The sequence below is a fragment of the Chloroflexota bacterium genome, assembly GCA_026710945.1.
Classification (GTDB): domain Bacteria; phylum Chloroflexota; class UBA11872; order VXOZ01; family VXOZ01; genus VXOZ01.
In genome coordinates, this window is record JAPOQA010000054.1 from 79,219 (window position 1) to 99,273 (window position 20,055).

Genomic DNA, 20,055 nt, shown 5'->3' on the forward strand with positions numbered 1-20,055 from the left:
TTAAGCTGTTTGCGCGTCTCTATTCCGACTTTCCTGACGTAGCCAAATTGCCAGCAAGATGCCGGCGGCGGCGACGATGATGCCGGTTACCTGTGCTTGCTTCAGTTCCCAAATGACGATCTCATTCAGCCGCCAAATGAAAATGATGATCTGTGCGATGGAATATCCCACCAGATAGAGGGCGAATACCATCCCGGGCGTGCGGAGACGATGCCGCAGCGGCCAGAGAATTGCGAAAATCAGCACATTGCCCAGCAACTCATAAATGGCTGCAGGATGGTAAGTAACTGAAGTACTAGGTGCAAACGTTGCCGGATGCGTGTATTGAACGGCCCAAGGTAACTCCGCCGGATAGCCTATCACATCACCGTTGACGATGTTGCCGATGCGGCCGATTCCTTGCGCGGGAAGCGCCAGCAGCGCGGCGGCATCGAGTACGCGCCAGTGTGGGATTTTGGTCCGCCAGCATGTAATCAAGAGCGCTAGCACCACACCAAAGATGCAGCCATAAAACGCCATGCCGCCTTCCCAGGTGGCAAGGATGCGCCAAGGTTGCTGCAGATACGGGCCGAGGGGTTGCTGGATGACATAGTAGATTCGCCCACCCAGAAATCCTGCGATAGCCGCCGGCCAGAAGAGCGTATTGATCTGATCGTCATTGATACCGCACTGATTGGCGTACTTGCGAATGATCCAGACACCTGCCATGATCCCCAGCACGTACATCAAGCCATACCAGCGGAGCGCGATGGGGCCAAGCTGGACCAATACGGGATCCATGTGGATGGTGATGACCGAGGGTATCAGCATGGTGGTCCAATCAGGTTAAGCGTTGACTGAGTTTGGGTTCCATCACGACGTGGCAGCAGCTTCGCTTGCGGCACGTGCCAGAGAGCCGCCCTCGCGCGCGCGGCGCAGCTCGTGCAAGGTATCCTCGACCGCGGCAACTGACTGCGCAACGTCGTCTTCAGTGTGAGAATACGTTATGAAGTTTACGCCGCCGCGACGAATAAGTAAGCCGCGTTGGGCGCAACCGGCGAGGAGGAAATGCCACATGAGTGCATCTTCTTCAGCGTCTTTGGCGTCGAGAAATCTCTCGCCGCCGATAGGGGCCAGACCGTAGGCTTCCAGGGCCACGCCGGCGCGTCGTGCTGCTTCGTTTATGCCGTCTCGCAGCAGCTCGCCGGTCCGGTAGAGATGCTCGTGCACATTCTTTTCACGCATGACATTCATTGTCGCCATCGCCCCGGCGAGCGACAGCGCTTCGCCGCCGTAGGTAATGCTAATCATGCAGTCCGCCGCCGTTTGCATTACCTCTCTGCTGCCGACCACAGCAGCGAGCGGCATGCCGTTCGCCATGGCTTTCGCAAAAGTAGCCAGATCCGGCGTAACGCCAAAGTACTCTTGCGCTCCACCCATGGCAAGGCGAAAACCGGTCACGATCTCATCATAGATGACGAGTGCGCCATTGCTGTGGGCCAAGTCGTTTAGCCCCTGCAGATAACCGGGCTCAGGCTCTTTGCCGAGGGAGGCCGCATCCAAGACAACTGCCGCCACCTTGTTGTCGTAAGCCAGAAAGAGATCCGCGAGGTGGTTGAGATCGTTGTAGCGGAATGACTTCACGTACGGCTCCAGCGCGACTGGAATACCGCCATCATTGCGATCGGCATTCCAACCGTCCGACCAGCCGCGATAGCCGTTGTTGAGGATGATCTCGCGCTTGGTGTGCGCGCGGGCGATCCGTGCAGCAGCGTTGTTCGCCTCGGCGCCGCCTTTGAGAAAGCGGACTACCTCCGCGGCAGGAACGGCATCGATAAGGCTATCAGCTACTGCCACTTCCAGTGGGGACAGCAATCCGTAGATGATGCCTTTGTTGAGTTGCTCGGCGATGGCGGCGTCTACTTCCGGGTAGCAGTATCCCAGAACAATGGGGCCGAGCCCATTTACGAAGTCAATGTATTCGTTGCCGTCAACGTCCCAAATGTGGGAGCCGCGAGCGCGCGATGCGTAAATTGGATAGGAGCCATAGGCATATGCGCCCGGCCGCTTACTTGCCGTCTGAGAGCCTCCGGCAATTACGTCCTGGGCGCGGGCAAAGAGGTCCAGGGATTCTGTGAACTGTACTGCAGTTTGTTGTGCCATGACCGACTACTCCTTATCCGTTGCTTGGACAACAGCGGCTGTCTCGCGCGGGTAACCGTTCTCTACCCAATGGCCGTGTTCTGAGAGTTTTCCGTAAGTCTCGGGCCGACGGTGTTCCCACATCTTCTCCCGGAAATTTGCTTCACCGGACGCCCCCATGCTCCGAACAATGCGTGGTCGGTCCAAGTCAATCTCGGCTACCGCCATGCCCCAATAGCGGCCCAAGTCCGCCAGAAAAACGCCGTCCGGCCCAATGACACTGCTCCGATTCAGGCACATGCCGGGCATCCAGGGCGCGTCATCTTCAATGCCGTTGTTTACGGGACATACGTACACACAGTTGTCTATTGCACGTGCCTTGATGACCGCTTCCCAACCGACCTCGCCATACATGCCGTAGACGGTAGGATGAAAGATGATCTCGGCGCCCTGCAGGGCAAGAATGCGAAATCCCTCAGGGAAGTTCACGTCATAGCAAATCGTGATCCCAATCTTGCCGAAGTCAAGATCGAATACCGGCCAATCGCGTCCCGGTATGATGCCCCACTCGTCACTCTCAACTTCTGTGAGATGCACTTTTTGGTACCCGCCGACGTATGCACCTGTTCGGTCAAAGACCATCGCCAAGTTACGGCGTTCACCCTCCTCGATGGCCAAGATGGGCGCTACGACGTTGATGTTGTACCGCTGAGCTATCTGGGACATGCGGCTGAAAGTTGGGCCACCCGGCACGTCCTCAAACCACTTCCCGGCCTCACCGGCCCTACTGATGCCTTTCACATGGAAGACTTCGGGAAGGCAGGCAATATCAGCCTGACGCTCTGCTGCGCGGACGATGAGTTCTTCTGCAGTGTCGAGGTTGTACGCGAGCTTCTCGGCGTCAGAGCCGTCAGGCACGCGGAGTGGCGTAGAACAGACAGCCACTCGGACATTTCGCGACATCCAAGTCTCCCGGAAAACTGTGCATGCACTCATCTACACTACTAGAGAGCGCCATACTTGTCACCTTCTGCCTCCGTTCGCAATAGTGGGCTTCAGTTTGCTTGACGACTGGCTGGCCGTTTGTCACCATCGTCCTATCTACTCAGCCGGAAATCAACCCCGTGAAGAATTGACATAAAAAGTTAGGTAGCGCCGTTTGGTGAGCAAAGAGAGACGTCTGCGTGAGGTAGTGTCCTACTTCTTCGTGCTCGGGTGCGTTGCCTTTGGCGGGCCGGCCGCGCATGTGGCGCTGATGCACCGCGAGTTAGTGGAACGCAAGCAATGGCTCACGGAGCAACAGTTTGTTGACCTGTGGGCGGCCACGAACCTCATCCCCGGACCTAATTCCACTGAGATGGCGATCCACATCTCTTCGCTCCGCGGAGGCTGGCGCGGTCTCATTGGCGGCGGCATCGCCTTCATCCTGCCGGCGGCGGCCATGGTAACCGCTCTGGCGTGGGGATACACGACATTCGGCCACTTGCCGCAGGCGTCATGGATTCTCTATGGGGTCAAGCCGGTTGTCATTGCGATCGTCATCCACGCGTTGATTGGTCTCTTAGGCACAGCATGGCGCAGCATACCGCTGGGGGCGCTTGGGCTGGCCGCGGGGGCGCTCGCGCTGTTTGGCATAAACGAGCTTCTCGTGCTTTTTGGGTGCGGCGTGCTGGCGGCAATTGTTGTTTCAACGCAGCGCAGACTGCCGAGCATCAGAGGCAGATTCGGTCAGATCGCGGTACCATTCGCTGCTCTCGGCGCGGCCTCGCCATTTGCTAAGCCTCTTCTGGCATTCCCAAGCTTGGTGCTCGCCCCGGTTGCGGCGCCGTTCGGTCTCGTTCAGCTCTTCCTCACGTTTCTCAAGATCGGCGCCGTGTTGTACGGCAGTGGTTACGTGCTGCTGGCGTTCCTACATGGCGACTTTGTCGAGGGTCTCGGCTGGCTGAGTGAGGAGCAGTTGCTCGATGCCGTGGCTGTAGGACAGCTCACGCCCGGCCCGCTCTTCACGACCGCCTCCTTTATTGGGTATGTCGTTGGACTTGAGTATCTTGGCTCCATCCAAGGGGCGCTGTTGGCGGGTGGACTGGCTACCGTGGGCATATTCCTGCCTTCATTTCTGTTCGTAGCGGCAGTTAACCCCTGGATTCCGCGACTGCGAGAATCGTTGTTCTTTAGCTCCGTCCTCGACGGTGTCGTCAGTGCGGCGATGGGACTCATGGCCGCCGTGGCAGTTTTCCTCGGGCAGGCGGCACTCATTGACATTCCCACCGTCGCCGCTGCGGGCCTCGCCCTGGTGCTGCTGTGGCGCACGAAGATCAACTCAATCTGGCTAATTGTCGGTGGGGCGTCGTTCGGCATTGTGGTGCAATTGGCGCTGCCATACGTCGTACCGTAGGCGCCGGCAGTAAAGCAGCGAAAGGCATTGGGTGGTAGAATGGATGCGAATTCGCATTAAGAGAGGAGTTGACTATCATGCAGCAAGTTGTGCTCGGAAATTCCGGAATCGAAGTCTCCCGGCTATGCATCGGCACTGGGACGGTAGGCTGGAATGGTTCGTCGAATCAGACGCGGCAGCTTGGCTCGGAAGGGTTGATAGACCTCCTCTGCTATGCCTATGACTCCGGCGTCCGGTTTTGGGACACGGCCGATCAGTACGGTTCCCATCCCCACGTCCGTGAGGCTTTGCGCGTGCTGCCTCGCGATCAGGTGGTCGTTACGACAAAGACCACGTCGCGAACCCCGGATGGGGTTAGGAGCGACGTGGAGCGCTTTCTGCGCGAATTGGGCACTGACTATGCTGACATCGTGCTGCTGCACTGCCTTACGGAGCACGACTGGACGACGCGCTATGCGGACTCCATGGAGGCGCTCAGCAAGTGCCGGGAGCAAGGCATGGTGCGGGCAGTCGGCGTCTCGTGCCACGACTTCGCAGCCTTTAGGCTCGCAGCAGTTTCGCCGTGGGTAGAAGTTGTGCTTGCCCGGATCAACTATGACGGCGTGTCTATGGATGCGTCACCCGAAGAGGTGATTCCCGTCATGGACGAGATGTCTGCGCGCGGCAAAGGCATCTACGGCATGAAAGTCTACGGGGCAGGCAAGCTCCTGCACGATCGGCGACGGGCGCTTGGGTACGTGCTCGATCTTCCCAGCGTAGACGCGGTTGTGCTGGGCATGGAAAATAAGGCAGAGGTTGACGAGAATGTCGAGCTCGTCGAAGAGCTCGCCGGCGTTCCCGTTTGACGGGCGGCCTGCCGACTGCAAGTGCCGGCTAGGCAACTCCAAAGACACCTACTTAGCTGGAATTTCCGTTAGCGCGTAGCCGCTCAAGCGTTGCTACGACGTCCGGTGCTGCTATGTTTTCTTGCGAGCTCGCCCCCAGGTCCCGCAGCAAGATCTGACCTTCCGCCAGCTCATCGTCGCCGACTATCACGGCATACTCTGCTTGAAAGTTTCCCGCTTGGCGGAGCTGGGCCTTGAGGCTGCGCGGCTTATAGGATGTGAGCGCGCGAATTCCCCGCTGCCGCAAGTCGTCAACCAAGCCGGTGCCGTAGGTTCCGGCCTGCTCGCCAAGTGTTGCCACATAGACACTGAATTGCTTTTCGTCCGTTGGTGCTATGCCCTGGCGCTGCAGGTTGAGAATTATCCGCTCGATGCCGGTGCCAAAGCCGATGCCGGGCAGGTCGCGCTTGCCGATTTGTCTCGCCAAGCCATCGTAGCGGCCGCCGCCCCCCAAGGCGCTCTGCCGGCCCACCATTTCCGGCCAGACCTCAAAGACTGTGCGCGTGTAGTAGTCAAGACCCCGCACGAGCGTGTGATTCAGTGTGTAGCTGATCTTCATAGCCTCCAGTGACCGCTTCAGGGCGCCAAAGTGGGTGTCGCAGTCTGTACAGAGACTATCCAAGGTGTGCGGCGCCTCTGCGATGAAGGGTTGGCAAGAGTCTTCCTTGCAGTCCAAGAGGCGTAGCGGATTACGTTCCAAGCGGGTCTGGCAGTTTTCGCACAGAGCATGCACGTGCGAGCGGTAGTATGCCGCGAGGTCTGCGATGTACTGCGGGCGGCAAGCCGCATCGCCAATACTGTTTAGTTGGAGTGAAACTTCGGTCAGCCCAACGCTGCGGTAGAGACTCAAGAGCAAGCTGATGACTTCGGCGTCGATGGCGGCGGACTCTTCTCCCAGCGCCTCCACGCCGAACTGGTGGTGCTGCCGCAATCGTCCCGCCTGGGGACGATCGTAGCGGAAAATCGACGCAATGTAACTAAGCTTTACGGGTTGGGGCAAGCGATGCATGCCGTGTTCCAGGTAGGCCCGCACCACCGGCGCCGTACCCTCGGGACGTAAGGTGAGACTGTCGCCGCCCCGATCTGAGAACGTGTACATCTCTTTCTCAACGATATCCGTGCCTTCCCCCACGGTCCTTTGGAAGAGCCGCGTGTCCTCGAAGACCGGCGTGCGGATTTCGCCATAGCCGTAGGAGTTGCAGATGCTCTTGAAGTGAGCGGTTACGTAGCTCCAGTACGCTTGGTCGCTGGGAAGGACATCGGTTGTGCCTCGCGGGGTCTGCAGCACGTCTTACTCTCCCGTCTGTAATGCGTTGATACAGCGCGATATAGTAGCAGCCCTAACGCCTTCTACAGCTACCACCTTGCGTCGCGACGAAACTCCCTGGCGAAGTGTGACGGCAGCCTTTGGCACCCCAAACTTGTCAGCGAGAAACCGCAGCAACTCTTCGTTAGCTTTGCCGTCCACCGGAGGGGCCTGCAAGCGAACGCATAGCGCACCGTCGTGAATACCTGCGATCTCCGTGCGGCGCGCTCGTGGTTTGGCAAGTACAGCCAGCCGGCAGCCACGAGAGGAATCTCTTATGTCCAGAATCGGGGGCGACATCCGTCAAGGGCAAATCAAAGAGACCAAGACTCGCTGCAGAATTTGAAGCAGGATCAGGGCAATCAACGGAGACAAGTCAATCATGCCGGTACTTGGCATGAGCCGCCGTATCGGCCCGACAATCGGCTCGGTAATGTCGTGGAGCATCGCAACAATGGGGTTGCTCGAATCCTGAACGAACCATGATGCGAGCGCCCGCGCGATGATCGCAAAGATCAGCGCTAAGGTGAGGAACTCTATGAAGGTGCAAACTATCGGGGTCATACGATCTGAATTCCCAACTACGTTCCCTGCAAAACTTTCTTTGGTTCGTACCGCGACTGAGGCAGCGGACGTTCACCGAAAATGGCCCGCCCAACTCGCACGATTGTAGCCCCCTCTTCGATGGCAATCGGATAGTCGTTTGTCATGCCCATCGAGAGCTCTCGGCACGGGTGGTCGGGGACGATAGACTCAAGCGTGTCGCGAAGTTGCCGCAGCGCGCGAAATTCCGCGCGCAGCGTTACCTCATCTTCGGTAAAGGACGCAATTGCCATCAGGCCGTCAATTCGAATGCCCGTACACGCCGCGATGCTGCGGGCAACCGCCGGTACGTCGGTGGGAGGGAGCCCAAACTGGCTTTCCTTCCCGGTTACGTTTACTTGGATGAGTATCCGTATGCAGCGGCCTTGGTCTGCTGCGTGCCGTGCGAGCGCGTTGGCTAACCGGACACTATCCACGGAGTGAATGCGGTCGAAAAGCGCTTCAGCTTGCTTGGCCTTGTTGGATTGCACGTGCCCGAGCATGTGCCATTCCAGGGACGAAGGAAGCACTGAAATCTTCTCTGCCGCCTCCTGCACGCGGTTTTCGCCAAAGACTGAGAGTCCGGCAGCGGCTGCCTGCTCGATGGTCTCAATGCCAAAGCCCTTTGAGACCGCTACCAAGGTAACGTCAGACGGCTCCCGCCCTGTTCTCTCCGCCGCCTCTGCGATGCGCCGGCAAACGTGAACTATGTTGTCTGCAATGCTCATGATGGCAGGTTCTTGCGCTCTCAGCACTAACAAAAGCCACGCGAAGATTGTCTCAACGCTTCTACTGTAGCAAATTCCCAGCAACTGTGCATACTGGCTGCCGGACGGGGCTTGGCCGGTGCGCGCCATGGCTCGTTGCCGTAGTCAAGGAGCAATGCCTGGAGTATACTTAATGATGAAACGAAACTTACGTATCGTCGCACATCGTTTCCTGACCTCCCTACGTCTGGCTATGGCCATTCGAAATTTGAAAGACTCAAGTAAGAATTCACAACATTCTTAAGGAGATTCTTGATGAAGCAAAAGTGGATCGGGGATGGTGGACTGCAGATTCGCATGCTCATTACGATCCTCCTCCTTGGCGCCGTCTACGTCTTCTTCTTGGCGGCGCTTTGGTCGCTGGGTGCGGGTGCCATGACTATGCTCGCTTTCGCCGGCGCCATGATGGCAGCGCAGTACTTTTTCAGCGACAAGATGATTCTGTGGTCCATGGGTGCAAAGGACGTGACTCCGGAACAAGCGCCGGATCTTCACGCCATGGTAGAACGCTTGGCGGCTATGGCGGATATGCCAAAACCGCGCATCGCGATGGTTGAACACTCCATGGCGAATGCCTTTGCTACCGGCAGGGACCCCAAGCACGCCGTCGTGGCGGTGACGACCGGCCTGATCCACCAACTGAATCGCGACGAATTGGAGGCCGTGCTGGCCCACGAACTCAGCCACGTTAAGAACCGTGATGTCATGGTGATTACGCTGGCGAGCTTCTTTTCCACTCTGGCGTTTATGATCATGCGGTTTGGCATGTATATGGGTCTCTTTGGCGGTTTTGGCGGCCGGGGCCGGGACAACCAGGGAAGCGCGATCATCCTTGTATATTTCGTGGCTGTGCTCGTCTGGATCGTTAGCTTTCTATTGATCCGGGCGCTATCTCGCTATCGCGAATACTCCGCTGACCGCGGCGCCGCTGTGCTTACGGGCTCTCCATCGCATCTTTCATCTGCTCTGCTGAAGATCAGCGGTCGCATGCAACGTATTCCGAAAGATGATTTGCGTCAGGTGGAAGGTGCGAATGCATTCTTCATCATGCCTGCCGTAGGCAAGAATTCGCTGATGGAACTGGTCTCAACCCACCCCTCCCTTGAGAATCGCCTCAAGCGTCTCGCTGCGCTGGAGCAGCAGATGGAGCAAGCGTAGTGAAGTTCCTGGACGCGCTGCTGGGCCGCAGTCGCCCGGTTCGCTCCCACTTGGAACGTCTGATGAGCATTTCCACCGCTGCGCTGGCCTTTGCCGCATCCAATGGCTTACAGAGCAAGGGCAGCGCCGGTATTTGCTTTCGCTCTCTATCGTCAAGCCAATTCTCAAGCCTTCAGCGTGAACTCTCCGAACTGCTGGCGGTGAGCGGCAAGGAGACCGGCACGGATACCCTGATCAAGGAAGACTCGTTTGGCTATCATTGGGTCGTGCTCGAAGACCCCGACTTCGAGGACTTGGTCACCACCATTCACATGGTCAGCTTGACACTTTCCGAACATGGCTTCCGAGATCAGCTCCTGGCGGCAGCGTTTCACTTCGAGGATATGACGGGCACGGGGATGTATTGGATCTACAACTATAAGCGTGGATCCTTCTATCCGTTTGCTCCTAACGGCTCCCGCACGCGGGACAATGCGCTTGAATTACGCATGCAGGCGGTGGCTGATCGCGAACTGCCATTGGAAGCCGACCAGTCCAAGTGGTACGCGCTGTGGGAATTGCCAGTCTAGCCCTCGTCTTTGCTCCACTAGGAATGCCGCGCTGACGGTAGCCAGCTTCGGGTTCGCCCACCCCTCCAACCCTGCTGTCACGTGCTGCCGGTCTATGGCTGGGCACTCTCAAGTCCTGCTCGCATCGGAAAGGCTGTGCAGCGTTTCCGTACGGGGCACCACTGCGAGAAACTCTTCGCGGCCCTTCGCTCCTAATTGCATGACCACGTCGCTGCCATCTGATAGATTAGTCAGCACAAACAGCACCTGAATCCAAAGAGGAGCCAGAATTTCTCCTGGCTCCTCTTTCAAATTTCTTCCGGACATTCCCGATTAAGGGAGCATTTCTGCGGGACTAATAGCGTCTCTCTAGAAGATCGACTCTTGCGTCCGCATGTCGAAGGCGTGGCAATTATCCACGTCAACCACCATCTCGATGTCGCGGCCAACGATCGCCTCAGCGCGCGGGTCGAGCCGGGCAACAAAGTCGATGTCGCCAGCGAGGCAGTAGACGTACATTTCAGAACCGAGGGTCTCAACCACGTCGACGCGGGCAGTCATGGAGTTGCCTTGCGACACGTCCAGGGCGGCGGGGCGGAAGCGTGGGTCGAACATATCCTCAGGCCGCCAGCCGAAGTAGATCTTGTCCGTGTCGACCTTTGCCAGTGCGGCTGCCTTGTCAGGAGGCCAGCGGAGCTTGAAACCGCCGGTTTCTACCCACATCTCGTCAGCATCGCCGGAGAGCGTGGCCTCTTGGAAGTTCATGGCTGGGCTGCCGATGAAACCGGCCACGAACATGTTGGAAGGATGGTCGTAGATGTTCTGCGGCGTATCGAGTTGCTGCAGAACCCCGTCTCGCATCACCGCAATGCGGTGACCCATCGTCATGGCCTCTACTTGGTCGTGAGTCACGTAGATGGTAGTGGTTTCCAAGCGCCGGTGCAGCTTGATGAGCTCGGCGCGCGTCGTAACGCGCAGCTTGGCGTCCAGGTTTGAAAGGGGCTCATCCATTAGGAAGACGGCGGGGTCGCGTACAATGGCGCGTCCCAGTGCAACGCGCTGCCGCTGGCCACCGGAGAGCTGCCGCGGCTTGCGGTTGAGGAGCTCGCCAATGCCAAGCATCTCCGCACTCTCGCGCACGCGGCGGTCGATCTCTTTCTTAGGAGTACGGCGCAGGCGCAAACCAAACGCCAAGTTGTCATATACTGACATGTGCGGATAGAGCGCGTAGGACTGGAACACCATGGCGATGTCTCGGTCCTTCGGCGGCACGTCGTTGACCAACCGGTCACCGATGAAGAGACTACCTTCCGTAATCTCCTCCAGGCCGGCAATCATGCGCAATGTCGTCGACTTGCCACAGCCGGAAGGCCCAACGAGGACGAGGAATTCCTTGTCCTTGACTTCCAGGTTCATGTTGCTTACCGCAACAACCTCGCCAAAGCGCTTAGAGACGGATTCAAGAGTTACACTAGCCACTTGCAGCAACTCCTTCTGTGTAATTCGCTACTTTCACCAGCTTTGTGTGGCATGACCACACGACTGAACTTACTCTACTACAATTGCGCGCATGGTTCAACGATAAACTACCCCTACCCATGCATCGCATAGTACAGATGAAGTCTACGTCATAGGTGAGTGGTCGTCAAGTGTGCCCTGCTCATCTGCCACTCCCCGGTTTCGCTAAAATTCACGTACGTCTGGCGACGTGCTATTGCGGGAGAACGGCAAAGGCCAGCACGATAAGGATCGCAATCACACTCACTCCGACGATCAGCAGATTTACCGGCGTCCAAAACCCAGCGGTATCCGCGTCTTGCTCTGGGGGTGGTTCTTCTGAAAACTCGATATGGCATTCACGGTGAAAGGCGGCATAGGTGCGCGGGGCAGTATATCCTACCGGCGCAATCTGGGTGGGAGCGCCCATGTCATCTACTGCGACGACCAGGTCTTCCTTCTCCGTAATAGCGCCCCCGCACCACTGGCAGATTGGGAATCCTTCTGGAGTTTCATCAATGGTTGAAGCTGCCTCTAACGCGTCATCTTGCTGCCGCTGCGCTTCTTCTGGCGAGGACAAGCTGCGATCGTCACTCATGACGTGCCCAATACCCCTTGGCCTTCATGCTCTGAGATGATTTGGTTCTAGCTTCTCGCTCGATTGTCTCTAATGCAATACAAGCTGGCAATGATCTCTCCCCCGCATCGTAGCTAGATTGTCAAATACGCCTCGCTGGCGGCGAAGAGCTCATCAGTCATGGCGCGCACGTCCTCCAGCGAACACCGGGTTGTCGTGAGCGGGTCCAATGCGATTGCCTCGTGCACGTGGCGCCGATCTTGCTCCAAAATCGCCTGAACAGTGAGTTCCTGGACGTTGATGTTTGTCCGGTTTATGCCTGCGCACTGAGCAGGCAACTTGCCGACATAGCAGGGATGAAGGCCCGCGCTGTCCACCAGGATCGGCACTTCTACGTTGCAGCCGGATTGAAGATTGGAAATCAAGTCGGTGTTCGGCACGTTGCCGTTGAAGCGATAAGGTGTATTTGTTTCGACAGCATGGAGAATGTACGAGCAGTATTCGTGCGTGCGATTGAAGGGAAGTGGGTCGGGGCTTTCCAAATCTTTCTGTTGGTTCGCAAAGTAGTCTTCGCGCCGCTCCTGTCGGGCGTACATGAAGGACTCCCGAATCTGCGCTTCTTCATCCAAAATCTGCCCCTTGTCGTCTCGCTCGACGTTGTTCTCCTCCGCCCAGCGCTTCAAGTGTTCAGGCATGTAACGCGCGCGGTCGGCCGCGGTACGGCGAAACCACGGCGTGTACTCCGACATGTGGTGGCTCGACTCGGTGACAAAGTAGTCGAAGTGGCGTAAGACCTCGAAGCGAACGTTGTCTCTGGCGTAGGTTTCGGGGTCATCCATTGCCGCCCGCAGTCGTGGGTACAGGTCCTGCCCACGAAATGTGTTGTGGTGGAACTGAAGAAACCACGCTTGATGGTTGATGCCGGCCACCCAATAGGACACGTCGTCCGGCTCCATGCCTAAATACTGGGCCAGTCTTGCGGCCGTGCCTTGAACGCTATGGCACAGGCCAACAGCGCGTATGTTGCTTGTAGCGCCAATCAGCCACATGTTGATATTCATGGGGTTGGCATAGTTGATGAGCAGGGCATCGGGGCAAAGGGACTCCATGTCATGTGCGATAGCCGCGAGTGCAGGAGCAGTGCGCAGACCTCGAAAGACTCCGCCCGGTCCAATCGTATCGGCCACCGTTTGATAGACGCCGAACTGGGCGGGAATCTGCCAGTCGTTCATGCGGAGCGGCTGCCCGCCGACGTCTATCGCCGTGATGACATAGTCCGCACCGGCGAGCGCCTCTTGCCGGTCTTGCGTGGCGGTGACGGTGGCGCCGAGCCCCTGCTCTGCGATGAGCCGCTTCACGAATTTGCCGGTTATTTGTAGCGTTTCGCCATCGATGTCCATCAGGGCCAGCGAACTCTCGCTGTGCTCGGGCCACGTCAGGATGTCGGTGAGAATGCGGCGTGCGAATGTCACGCTCCCTGCGCCGATGAAGGCGATTCTTGCCATGTGTATCTGCTCCTCGACCACTTCCTATGTCTTTGCGCGCATGGTAATTTACCCCGCACGAGCGGTCAAGCAGTGATGGCTGCGCACAGGGGGATTTAGCGGGCGAGACTGCGGCGAAGCTGCCGGATACGGGGAATGATGCGGGTGAGCACGTCGTATCCGGGGCGGTTGAGTACGTGGTCATACGCTCCGAGACGGCGCACATAGCCCGCGCCGAAACCGCTCTTGAATCGGTACACTCCCCACAGCGGGTCTCGCTCGTCCATCACGGTAGGCGCACCCCACAGGTCGTACCAGCGATAGCCGCGATCGATCAGCCATTGGATTGCGTGCCATTGCAGGAGGTAATTGGGCATTTTGTCGCGATGCCGCTGCGAGGAAGCGCCGGTGTAGAACCAGCCCGTGTTGCCGGTGTGCATGAGGAAAAGCCCTGCCACGGGCTCACTGTCGACACACGCCAAGAAGCCTTCACCCTGGCCGGACTGTTGAAATGAAGACCACAGGGCATGATAGTAGCCTGCTTCCCGGATTGGGAAGCCGTCACGACTCGCAGTCTCCCCATAGAGATTGAACAGGGTCTGCCAGTCGGTTGTCTGTTGTACTTCGACCCCGCGGCGGGCCGCGAGGCGAATGTTATAGCGGGTCTTTGGCTTCATTGCCGCGAGCAGCGCATCTTGCCCCAGACCTAAGTCAAGCGTGGCGGTGTGGGGAAACTGGATCTGCTCATCACTAGCGTGCCATCCGTGCTCGTTGTAGGTCTGCGCCACGCATTCGTTCTCCTCGGAAAAGTCAGGATCGATCTTTACATAAATTGCAAGTGATGCTCTCGCAGCAGTGACGATTTCATCTAACACAGCGCCAAACAACGACGTATCTGCATAAGCAAGCAAGGGACCCTTTGGGACATAGCCAATGGCCCACGGCAACGAAGGAATGCGCCGGGTCAGCAAGGTGAAAGCAGCCACAGTCTGACCGTCTTGCTCACACAGGTAACGCTGGGCTTGCCAGCCAAACCGCTCCTTGAGCTCGCCCCACTCCCAGGTTTGGAGAAAGTGCTGACCCGGCAACGCCTGCAATGCCTGCAATGCCTGCGACCAGGCTGCGTGCGAGACATTCGAGATGCAGTTTAGGGCAACTGATGACAATGCACCCCACCTGCCAATGGCATTGTGTACGAGATGATCTCAGAATCCGGGCAAGAGTCTGCGTGCCAGTGGCGCCAGTTGCCGCCAGATCCAAAAGCGGCGGGAATCCAGCGCCGCCACCACTGTGGGCGCGTAGCTGACAACTCTTGGCGCAAACCCTCGCTTGAATCTGTAGACCCCTGCCAGGGGGTCGGTTGGGCTCGGTGTAGCCGGCATTCCCCACAGGTCGTAGGTGTGGCAGCCATTGTCCTTCGCCCAGCACATAGCGTGCCACTGCAGTCCGTGCCCGATGCGCAGGTCCCGTTCCTGTGTAGCGCTAGCGCCGAAGAGGTAAGAGGCTGTACCGCCGTACGAAGTGAGTAGAAGGCCCCCTACCGGCTTGCCACCGAATTCGGCCACAAACAGCGCAGCAACACCTGTGGCCTCGAGGGTAGCGCGCATCTCTGCAAAGTACGGCCAGGTGTGAATGCCAAAGTTGTCCCGGGCCGCGGTCTCGGTGAGCAGCGCATAGAAAGCCCGCCAATCTGCTTCCGTCCGCCCTTGGCGTACTACGAGACCCCGACGATCGGCCAAGCGGATGTTGCGCCGCATACTGCTTTGGAATCCGGCGAGCACATCCTCGCTCGGCGGACGAAGGTCTATGAGACCGGTTGCAGGCGGCTGAATGTAGTCTGGTGTGGCGGCGAATGCGGCGGGAAGCGCCGGACCTTGGCCCGCTCCCCAGGGAGGCTCTACCCAGAGCGCAAATGCGCCTGCGCGGCGTGCTTCCTCCGCAACTCGCCGGATCAGGGCGAGTGACGCTTCTCGATTACAACTCGCTCCAACCGGCCCCCGCGGCACATAAGCAAGTGAACCCAACAGTGGCACACGTCGCAGCAACCATTGAGCGGCGGTGATGGGTTGACCATTACGCAGGCAGAGTAGACGAGATGTTTCCCAACCTGTGCGTGACTTAAAGTCTCCCCAAGCCCAGCTTTGGAGTAACTCTCCACCCCAAGCAATTACCGGCGTGTCCCACTCGCTTTGCGTTGACGGAGTCGCAAAACCCACATCAGTCACCGTAGAATCTGCTGACTTCGTCACAGACGCGGCGACTCCTCCATTCCGCACTGACTATCCCTCAGCAGGCTGCGATGTGCCACGTACCGGCTCATGCCGCAGCCGACCTATCGCCATCATCAATCCGCCAAAACCAAGAATCACCACGACAAGGGGTACCCAAGGCCCGGCGTAAGGAATGAACGAGAAACCAAAGAGAATGAGCAACCCGATTAGCAGCCCAAAGAATTGAACGAGGCGTCGATTACCGTCGGCAATGAAGCTTAGGATTAGCCGGCCGATAGTCAAGCTGACGAACACCTGAGCTGAAAAGAGTGCGATGCCGTAGAGCAGGAGTGAAATCAGCCCGAGTGGAATGCCAACGACCGTGATCATCACGAGAATGGCAGCAATCGGTACGACTACCAGGAAGACAATTCCCATTGCGATACTCATGAACGGGTTCTGAAGGAGTTGATTGGACGCTGTGACCGTTAGCCGGGGGAATGCGAGCAGCAGCACAGTTCCATAGATGGCGGCCGTGATGAGGCCGACTATTCCTACAATAATCGGGTCAAACGCAACGCCGAGATCGATATCGATCGCCTCTTCAACCATCTCGCCTGCTATTTCGCCACCAATTTCGGCGCCACTAGCAATCTCAGCTGCTTTCTCGGAACGATAGATGAGATCCCCGCCGATGCTTGCGTCATCGGTGATAACTAAATCCTCTACACTGATGTCAACCTCTGCGCCAATTATTCCGTTGTGTGTGACCTTTTCGGCAACACCGGCAACGCGACGTTCCACGGTTCCGTCAAGTGTCAATGTGGATATTGTCAATATCAAGTCGCGGCCAACTACTCCGTCACTGCTGATGGCAATTGAATTGCCTATGATCAAGAGATCTTCATCCACCGAACCCGACATCAAGAAGAAGTTGTTGGCGACCACCCGCGCGCCTTGCGAGACCGTGCCGCTGATTGTGACGTCCTGACCGGCAAGATGCACGTTTCCATTCACGGTGCCGTTTATTTTAATTGTGTTCCCAGCGGCGAGGACATCACCGTTGACCGTGCCGTCGATTATGATTGTCGTGCCCAACAGGTAGAGATCGTCTTCGATGACTTCGCCTGCACCTATCGTGATTGTGGTGTCGGTGCGAAAGTCAGCCGCGGAGGCGGTAGATACACCGAGAAGCGTAAGCATGAACGCGAGCATGAACGCAAGACCAAGACGTTGTTTCATTTGAAAGCTTCTCCTTGTGGACAGGGGGGCGATCACTCCGCTACCGTTGTTATTAGGGTACCTTATTAGCACTGTGCACTGCTACCGTGCCGAACCCTAGATAGCGATAGGAAACCTCCGAAAATCCGGACTCTTGCAAGGCTAGGGCCAGAGTCGGCGCATCGGGGAATGCCTGTAGCGACGTAGGCAAATAGGTGTACGCCTCTTGGTGACGCACTAGCAGTTTTCCTAGCAGCGGAACGACATTGTTGAAGTACAATTCAAAGGCGCCGCGAAACCCAGGGTATGGTGGGTGTGTGATTTCCAGTGTGATAAAACGTCCGCCCGGACGCAGCACGCGGTGGCACTCGGCGAAGAACTCGCCAAGGTTTATGAGGTTGCGCAGCAAGAACGCATTGGTAACAACGTCAACGCTGGAGTCGGGCAACGGTAAGGCAAGCACGTCCGCTCGCATGAACGCTATTGGGAAGCGATGCTCAGTAAGTTGCTCGTGCTTTTCTTGTGCCAGCGACAGCATTGGCGGAGAAAAGTCAGCGCCCAGAATCGTACAGGGCGCCATGGCTTCCTGCATCACTGCGAAGCTTAGGTCGCCGGTGCCGCATGCGAGGTCCAGGACAATCCGAGGGTCATCCGCGACGATTTGGCGTGCCGTGGTACGTCTCCACAGATGATGCGCGCCCGCGGTCATGACCGTGTTCATGAAATCATACGTGGGCGCAATGGCGTCGAACATGCGCCGCACGTACTTCGGTTTTTCTTGTTGTGAATCCATAGTTCCTTGACGTGCATTGTGCGCAAATTGGGCCCCGCAAGAGATGCAGGACCGCCCTCCGGCGAGCTAGCCGGCGCGCAAGGTGGCGACCACGTTCTCGTCCAAGGGATAGATGGGGCGCACGCAGTGTTCGTAGGGCAGCGACTCGAGATTGAGGCTCGCGGAACCGGGTGTGTCTAGGTGAACAATGCGGGATGCAATCGATTCATACCACGTGCGGAACCCATTGGGGGACTTTGCAACGATCAGTGAGAAATCTTGCGGTTCCAGGCCGAACGCTTGAAAGACTCTGCGGCCTACAAATAAAATCAGACGTTCCGTGGTGAGCACGACGATGTTACCAATAGCGAGCACCGCCGTGCGGCCGGCTTGCTCGACTACACCGTTTTCATAGGCGAACTCACCGTCATGCAAGCTCTTTACATAAACTGAAACCGCAAACGGTGTGTGGCGTCCGGGATCCATGGTTCCACCCAATTGAAGGGTAACGGTGCTCCCGACCCCGGCTTCGAATGCGACGGCCACGGCGGGCGCGTCTATCAGCGGTATGAGAGCCCGTCTATCGTAGTTTTGTGCCAGCAACTCTCTCAGCACGGCATTGCTGTCACCCGGCGCGCCGGAGGACGTCGCGTCGGCGGCATCGGAAAATACGGTGAGGCCGGGAGTTTCCTGTGCTTGGGCAACCGCTTCGGGAAGCGGCGTCAGTTCAGCCGTCCACAATTCTCGATTTTCCCACATAAATGCGGCTATTCGTTCGGCTTCCGCTTTGGCCCGCGCCTCATCGTTGTCCGTTGACACTATGACGTAAGACTGAAGATCGGGCACGTCGGTGAAGGGATTGGAAAGGTAAATGTTGCCCACTAGTCCCCCCGGTGAGTCTTCGAGCGCCTGGCACATGCGAATGGCATCGCCAAAGCGGCCGGAGTCCGTAAGCAGTTCATCGCCCCGGGCCATCAGCGGAATCTTCACTCGGGCGGTGGTCGGGACGGCGTTCTCTTTCAACAGGCGCATGAGGTTTCGTGCCGCTCGCACTCCCGTCTCGTAAAAATCCGTATGTGGGTAAGTATGGTAGCCAACCATAATGTCGGCCGTTTGAAGCATGCGATCGGTGATGACTGCATGGAAGTCCAGAGAAGCGACAATAGGAATAGCTCCCACGCACGCCCGCACCTCTTCCAATAGCCTGCCTTCCGGATCGAATTCAGTCTCGCCGGCCATGGCGCCGTGCAGCACGAGGAACACGGCGTCTACATCGCTATTCTGCTTCACTTCGTTGATGATTTCCTGGATCAGCCGATCGAGTACGGCATCGGCTACCGGCCCATGGGGCACGGCCCAGGCCGCCATAGTTGGGACTAATTCGACGTCGCCGTATTCCGCGAAGATATCGAGCGCACCTGCAATCTCGGTATTCGTGCCCTGTAGTTCTTCCAGGATTGCGGCGCCGCGCACGACGCGAAAGTCCTCATATTGGGTAAGATGCGGATTGAATGTCGCCGTCTCTTGCTGGAGTTCCGCGATCAGCACGCGCGCCATGTGAAAGCCTTTCACTCTGGGCGTTGTTGGTTCACTGTCGTCGTTCTACCACGTAGTCAATGAGCATGTCGAGAGAATCGCGACTAACACCGGACGGCAAGTCAATGAGCGCGGAGCGCGCCTGTTGGCCAAACTGCCTGGCCTTGGAATACGCCAGGTCTATCGCGCCGGACGTGCGTATTGCTTCAACTGCTTCCCACACAATTGTGTCATTGTCGGCTTCTTGTTTCAGCAATGTGGTCAAGGCGGCATGCTTTGGGTTGCTTCGCAAGAAAAAAACGATGGGGAGCGTTATAGTTCCTTCACGCAGGTCCCCGCCGACGGGTTTTCCCAGCTCCGCCTCGGTGCCTGCAATGTCGAGTATGTCGTCGACGATTTGAAAAGCAACACCCAGGTTCTCACCGTACGTGCGCAGAGCACGCTGTTCTTCCTCAGAAGCGCCTCCAACCAGGCCCCCGCCGTCGCAGCACAGCTCGAGCAGAGACGCCGTCTTGCCTTGCACTTTCCGGTAATATTCGTCTTCCAGCCGCTCAACGTACGCAACGTCCGAGAATTGTGTCGTTTCACTCGCCACCATGCGCATTACCGTACGTGCCAGAATGCGCACCAATGCCGGATCGCCCAACTGTGCCACGACGTGGGAGCACTTGGCAAAGAGGTAGTCGCCAGAGAGCACGGCAAGGTTGTTGGACCACATTGAATTGGCCGTAGGCAGGCCTCGTCGTACGTACGCGTGGTCGATAACATCATCGTGGATGAGCGTTGCCGCGTGCAGAATCTCAATGGCAGCGGCCACTTTCACCGCACGCGAGTCCACGGGTGAATGTACTGACGCGCACAGCAGCGTGAGCAGTGGTCGGAGCTTCTTACCGCCGGCCGCGAGGATGTGGCGCACCAGGCGCGAGAGCGCTGGGTTTGGCGTCTCTTCCCACACGGACGCGAGAAACTCCTCAACTTGAGCCAGCTCGTCCGCCAC

General features: G+C 57.7%; 20 protein-coding genes. 4 read left to right on the top strand and 16 right to left on the bottom strand.

All coding sequences use genetic code 11. The annotated features are described in order from the left end of the window. From lgt to OXE05_10740, 3 genes are read right to left on the bottom strand one after another with little or no spacing between them, the layout of a single operon-like run. Positions 1 to 810: a prolipoprotein diacylglyceryl transferase gene (gene lgt, locus OXE05_10730; protein ID MCY4437795.1), complete on the bottom strand. Its 810-nt coding sequence runs from the start codon at positions 808 to 810 to the stop codon at positions 1 to 3. Between the two features lie 42 nt (positions 811 to 852). Beyond that, on the bottom strand, positions 853 to 2,142 hold the full coding sequence (locus OXE05_10735) for an aminotransferase class III-fold pyridoxal phosphate-dependent enzyme (protein MCY4437796.1): 1,290 nt from the start codon (positions 2,140 to 2,142) through the stop codon (positions 853 to 855). Between the two features lie 6 nt (positions 2,143 to 2,148). After that, positions 2,149 to 3,084 carry a carbon-nitrogen hydrolase family protein gene (locus OXE05_10740; protein ID MCY4437797.1) on the bottom strand — a complete coding sequence of 312 codons (936 nt, stop codon included), beginning with the start codon at positions 3,082 to 3,084 and terminating at the stop codon, positions 2,149 to 2,151. A 199-nt stretch (positions 3,085 to 3,283) separates the two neighbouring features. Here OXE05_10740 and chrA point away from each other — a divergent pair, with 199 nt between their 5' ends. Both chrA and OXE05_10750 read left to right on the top strand, forming a co-directional pair. Beyond that, positions 3,284 to 4,516 (top strand): chromate efflux transporter, encoded by a 1,233-nt coding sequence (gene chrA, locus OXE05_10745; GenBank protein ID MCY4437798.1) that lies wholly within the window; start codon positions 3,284 to 3,286, stop codon positions 4,514 to 4,516. A 77-nt stretch (positions 4,517 to 4,593) separates the two neighbouring features. Then, a complete protein-coding gene (locus tag OXE05_10750; protein ID MCY4437799.1) occupies positions 4,594 to 5,361 on the top strand; it encodes an aldo/keto reductase in 768 nt (255 codons plus the stop codon). 52 nt (positions 5,362 to 5,413) lie between these two features. Here the strand turns inward: OXE05_10750 and hisS are convergent, their stop codons facing one another. The 4 genes from hisS to OXE05_10770 are packed head-to-tail and all read right to left on the bottom strand — an operon-like array spanning position 5,414 to position 8,016. Beyond that, positions 5,414 to 6,688 (bottom strand): histidine--tRNA ligase, encoded by a 1,275-nt coding sequence (gene hisS, locus OXE05_10755; GenBank protein ID MCY4437800.1) that lies wholly within the window; start codon positions 6,686 to 6,688, stop codon positions 5,414 to 5,416. 3 nt (positions 6,689 to 6,691) lie between these two features. After that, positions 6,692 to 7,006 (bottom strand): DUF167 domain-containing protein, encoded by a 315-nt coding sequence (locus OXE05_10760; GenBank protein MCY4437801.1) that lies wholly within the window; start codon positions 7,004 to 7,006, stop codon positions 6,692 to 6,694. A gap of 3 nt (positions 7,007 to 7,009) precedes the next feature. Then, positions 7,010 to 7,270, bottom strand: a complete 261-nt coding sequence (locus OXE05_10765) for a YggT family protein (protein MCY4437802.1) — start codon at positions 7,268 to 7,270, stop codon at positions 7,010 to 7,012. Between the two features lie 17 nt (positions 7,271 to 7,287). After that, on the bottom strand, positions 7,288 to 8,016 hold the full coding sequence (locus tag OXE05_10770) for a YggS family pyridoxal phosphate-dependent enzyme (GenBank protein MCY4437803.1): 729 nt from the start codon (positions 8,014 to 8,016) through the stop codon (positions 7,288 to 7,290). A 294-nt stretch (positions 8,017 to 8,310) separates the two neighbouring features. Between OXE05_10770 and htpX the strand changes: the two genes are divergently transcribed. Both htpX and OXE05_10780 read left to right on the top strand, forming a co-directional pair. Next, the gene (gene htpX, locus OXE05_10775; GenBank protein ID MCY4437804.1) at positions 8,311 to 9,213 is read left to right on the top strand and encodes a zinc metalloprotease HtpX; all 903 of its coding nucleotides are present in this window, start codon (positions 8,311 to 8,313) and stop codon (positions 9,211 to 9,213) included. Further along, on the top strand, positions 9,213 to 9,782 hold the full coding sequence (locus OXE05_10780) for a hypothetical protein (protein MCY4437805.1): 570 nt from the start codon (positions 9,213 to 9,215) through the stop codon (positions 9,780 to 9,782). Before htpX ends, OXE05_10780 begins: the two co-directional genes overlap by 1 nt. Positions 9,783 to 10,130: 348 nt before the next feature. On the opposite strand, the gene OXE05_10785 is transcribed toward OXE05_10780, so the two are convergent. The 9 genes from OXE05_10785 to OXE05_10825 all read right to left on the bottom strand — a co-directional run bounded on the left by OXE05_10785 (position 10,131) and on the right by OXE05_10825 (position 20,055). Beyond that, complete coding sequence (locus OXE05_10785; GenBank protein MCY4437806.1) at positions 10,131 to 11,240, bottom strand: ABC transporter ATP-binding protein; 1,110 nt, start codon at positions 11,238 to 11,240, stop codon at positions 10,131 to 10,133. A 232-nt stretch (positions 11,241 to 11,472) separates the two neighbouring features. Continuing rightward, positions 11,473 to 11,856 carry a hypothetical protein gene (locus OXE05_10790; protein ID MCY4437807.1) on the bottom strand — a complete coding sequence of 128 codons (384 nt, stop codon included), beginning with the start codon at positions 11,854 to 11,856 and terminating at the stop codon, positions 11,473 to 11,475. 113 nt (positions 11,857 to 11,969) lie between these two features. Next, the gene (gene melA, locus OXE05_10795) at positions 11,970 to 13,340 is read right to left on the bottom strand and encodes an alpha-galactosidase (protein MCY4437808.1); all 1,371 of its coding nucleotides are present in this window, start codon (positions 13,338 to 13,340) and stop codon (positions 11,970 to 11,972) included. A gap of 95 nt (positions 13,341 to 13,435) precedes the next feature. After that, positions 13,436 to 14,485 (bottom strand): peptidoglycan bridge formation glycyltransferase FemA/FemB family protein, encoded by a 1,050-nt coding sequence (locus OXE05_10800; protein MCY4437809.1) that lies wholly within the window; start codon positions 14,483 to 14,485, stop codon positions 13,436 to 13,438. Positions 14,486 to 14,524: 39 nt separating this feature from the next. Continuing rightward, positions 14,525 to 15,568, bottom strand: a complete 1,044-nt coding sequence (locus OXE05_10805; GenBank protein MCY4437810.1) for a peptidoglycan bridge formation glycyltransferase FemA/FemB family protein — start codon at positions 15,566 to 15,568, stop codon at positions 14,525 to 14,527. A gap of 30 nt (positions 15,569 to 15,598) precedes the next feature. Next, entirely contained in the window at positions 15,599 to 16,771 is a 1,173-nt protein-coding gene (locus OXE05_10810; GenBank protein ID MCY4437811.1) for a hypothetical protein, read from the bottom strand. Positions 16,772 to 16,823: 52 nt separating this feature from the next. Continuing rightward, positions 16,824 to 17,543: a bifunctional demethylmenaquinone methyltransferase/2-methoxy-6-polyprenyl-1,4-benzoquinol methylase UbiE gene (ubiE, locus tag OXE05_10815; protein MCY4437812.1), complete on the bottom strand. Its 720-nt coding sequence runs from the start codon at positions 17,541 to 17,543 to the stop codon at positions 16,824 to 16,826. Positions 17,544 to 17,609: 66 nt separating this feature from the next. Beyond that, positions 17,610 to 19,079, bottom strand: a complete 1,470-nt coding sequence (locus tag OXE05_10820) for a M81 family metallopeptidase (protein ID MCY4437813.1) — start codon at positions 19,077 to 19,079, stop codon at positions 17,610 to 17,612. A gap of 31 nt (positions 19,080 to 19,110) precedes the next feature. After that, on the bottom strand, positions 19,111 to 20,055 hold the full coding sequence (locus OXE05_10825; GenBank protein ID MCY4437814.1) for a polyprenyl synthetase family protein: 945 nt from the start codon (positions 20,053 to 20,055) through the stop codon (positions 19,111 to 19,113).

Bases quoted from the DNA above. Each gene is read 5' to 3' on its own strand.
- lgt (MCY4437795.1), bottom strand. From the start codon at position 810: ATGCTGATACCCTCGGTCATCACCATCCACATGGATCCCGTATTGGTC.
- OXE05_10735 (MCY4437796.1), bottom strand. From the start codon at position 2,142: ATGGCACAACAAACTGCAGTACAGTTCACAGAATCCCTGGACCTCTTT.
- OXE05_10740 (MCY4437797.1), bottom strand. From the start codon at position 3,084: ATGTCGCGAAATGTCCGAGTGGCTGTCTGTTCTACGCCACTCCGCGTG.
- OXE05_10750 (MCY4437799.1), top strand. From the start codon at position 4,594: ATGCAGCAAGTTGTGCTCGGAAATTCCGGAATCGAAGTCTCCCGGCTA.
- OXE05_10760 (MCY4437801.1), bottom strand. From the start codon at position 7,006: ATGTCGCCCCCGATTCTGGACATAAGAGATTCCTCTCGTGGCTGCCGG.
- OXE05_10765 (MCY4437802.1), bottom strand. From the start codon at position 7,270: ATGACCCCGATAGTTTGCACCTTCATAGAGTTCCTCACCTTAGCGCTG.
- OXE05_10770 (MCY4437803.1), bottom strand. From the start codon at position 8,016: ATGAGCATTGCAGACAACATAGTTCACGTTTGCCGGCGCATCGCAGAG.
- htpX (MCY4437804.1), top strand. From the start codon at position 8,311: ATGAAGCAAAAGTGGATCGGGGATGGTGGACTGCAGATTCGCATGCTC.
- OXE05_10790 (MCY4437807.1), bottom strand. From the start codon at position 11,856: ATGAGTGACGATCGCAGCTTGTCCTCGCCAGAAGAAGCGCAGCGGCAG.
- melA (MCY4437808.1), bottom strand. From the start codon at position 13,340: ATGGCAAGAATCGCCTTCATCGGCGCAGGGAGCGTGACATTCGCACGC.
- OXE05_10810 (MCY4437811.1), bottom strand. From the start codon at position 16,771: ATGAAACAACGTCTTGGTCTTGCGTTCATGCTCGCGTTCATGCTTACG.
- ubiE (MCY4437812.1), bottom strand. From the start codon at position 17,543: ATGGATTCACAACAAGAAAAACCGAAGTACGTGCGGCGCATGTTCGAC.
- OXE05_10820 (MCY4437813.1), bottom strand. From the start codon at position 19,079: ATGGCGCGCGTGCTGATCGCGGAACTCCAGCAAGAGACGGCGACATTC.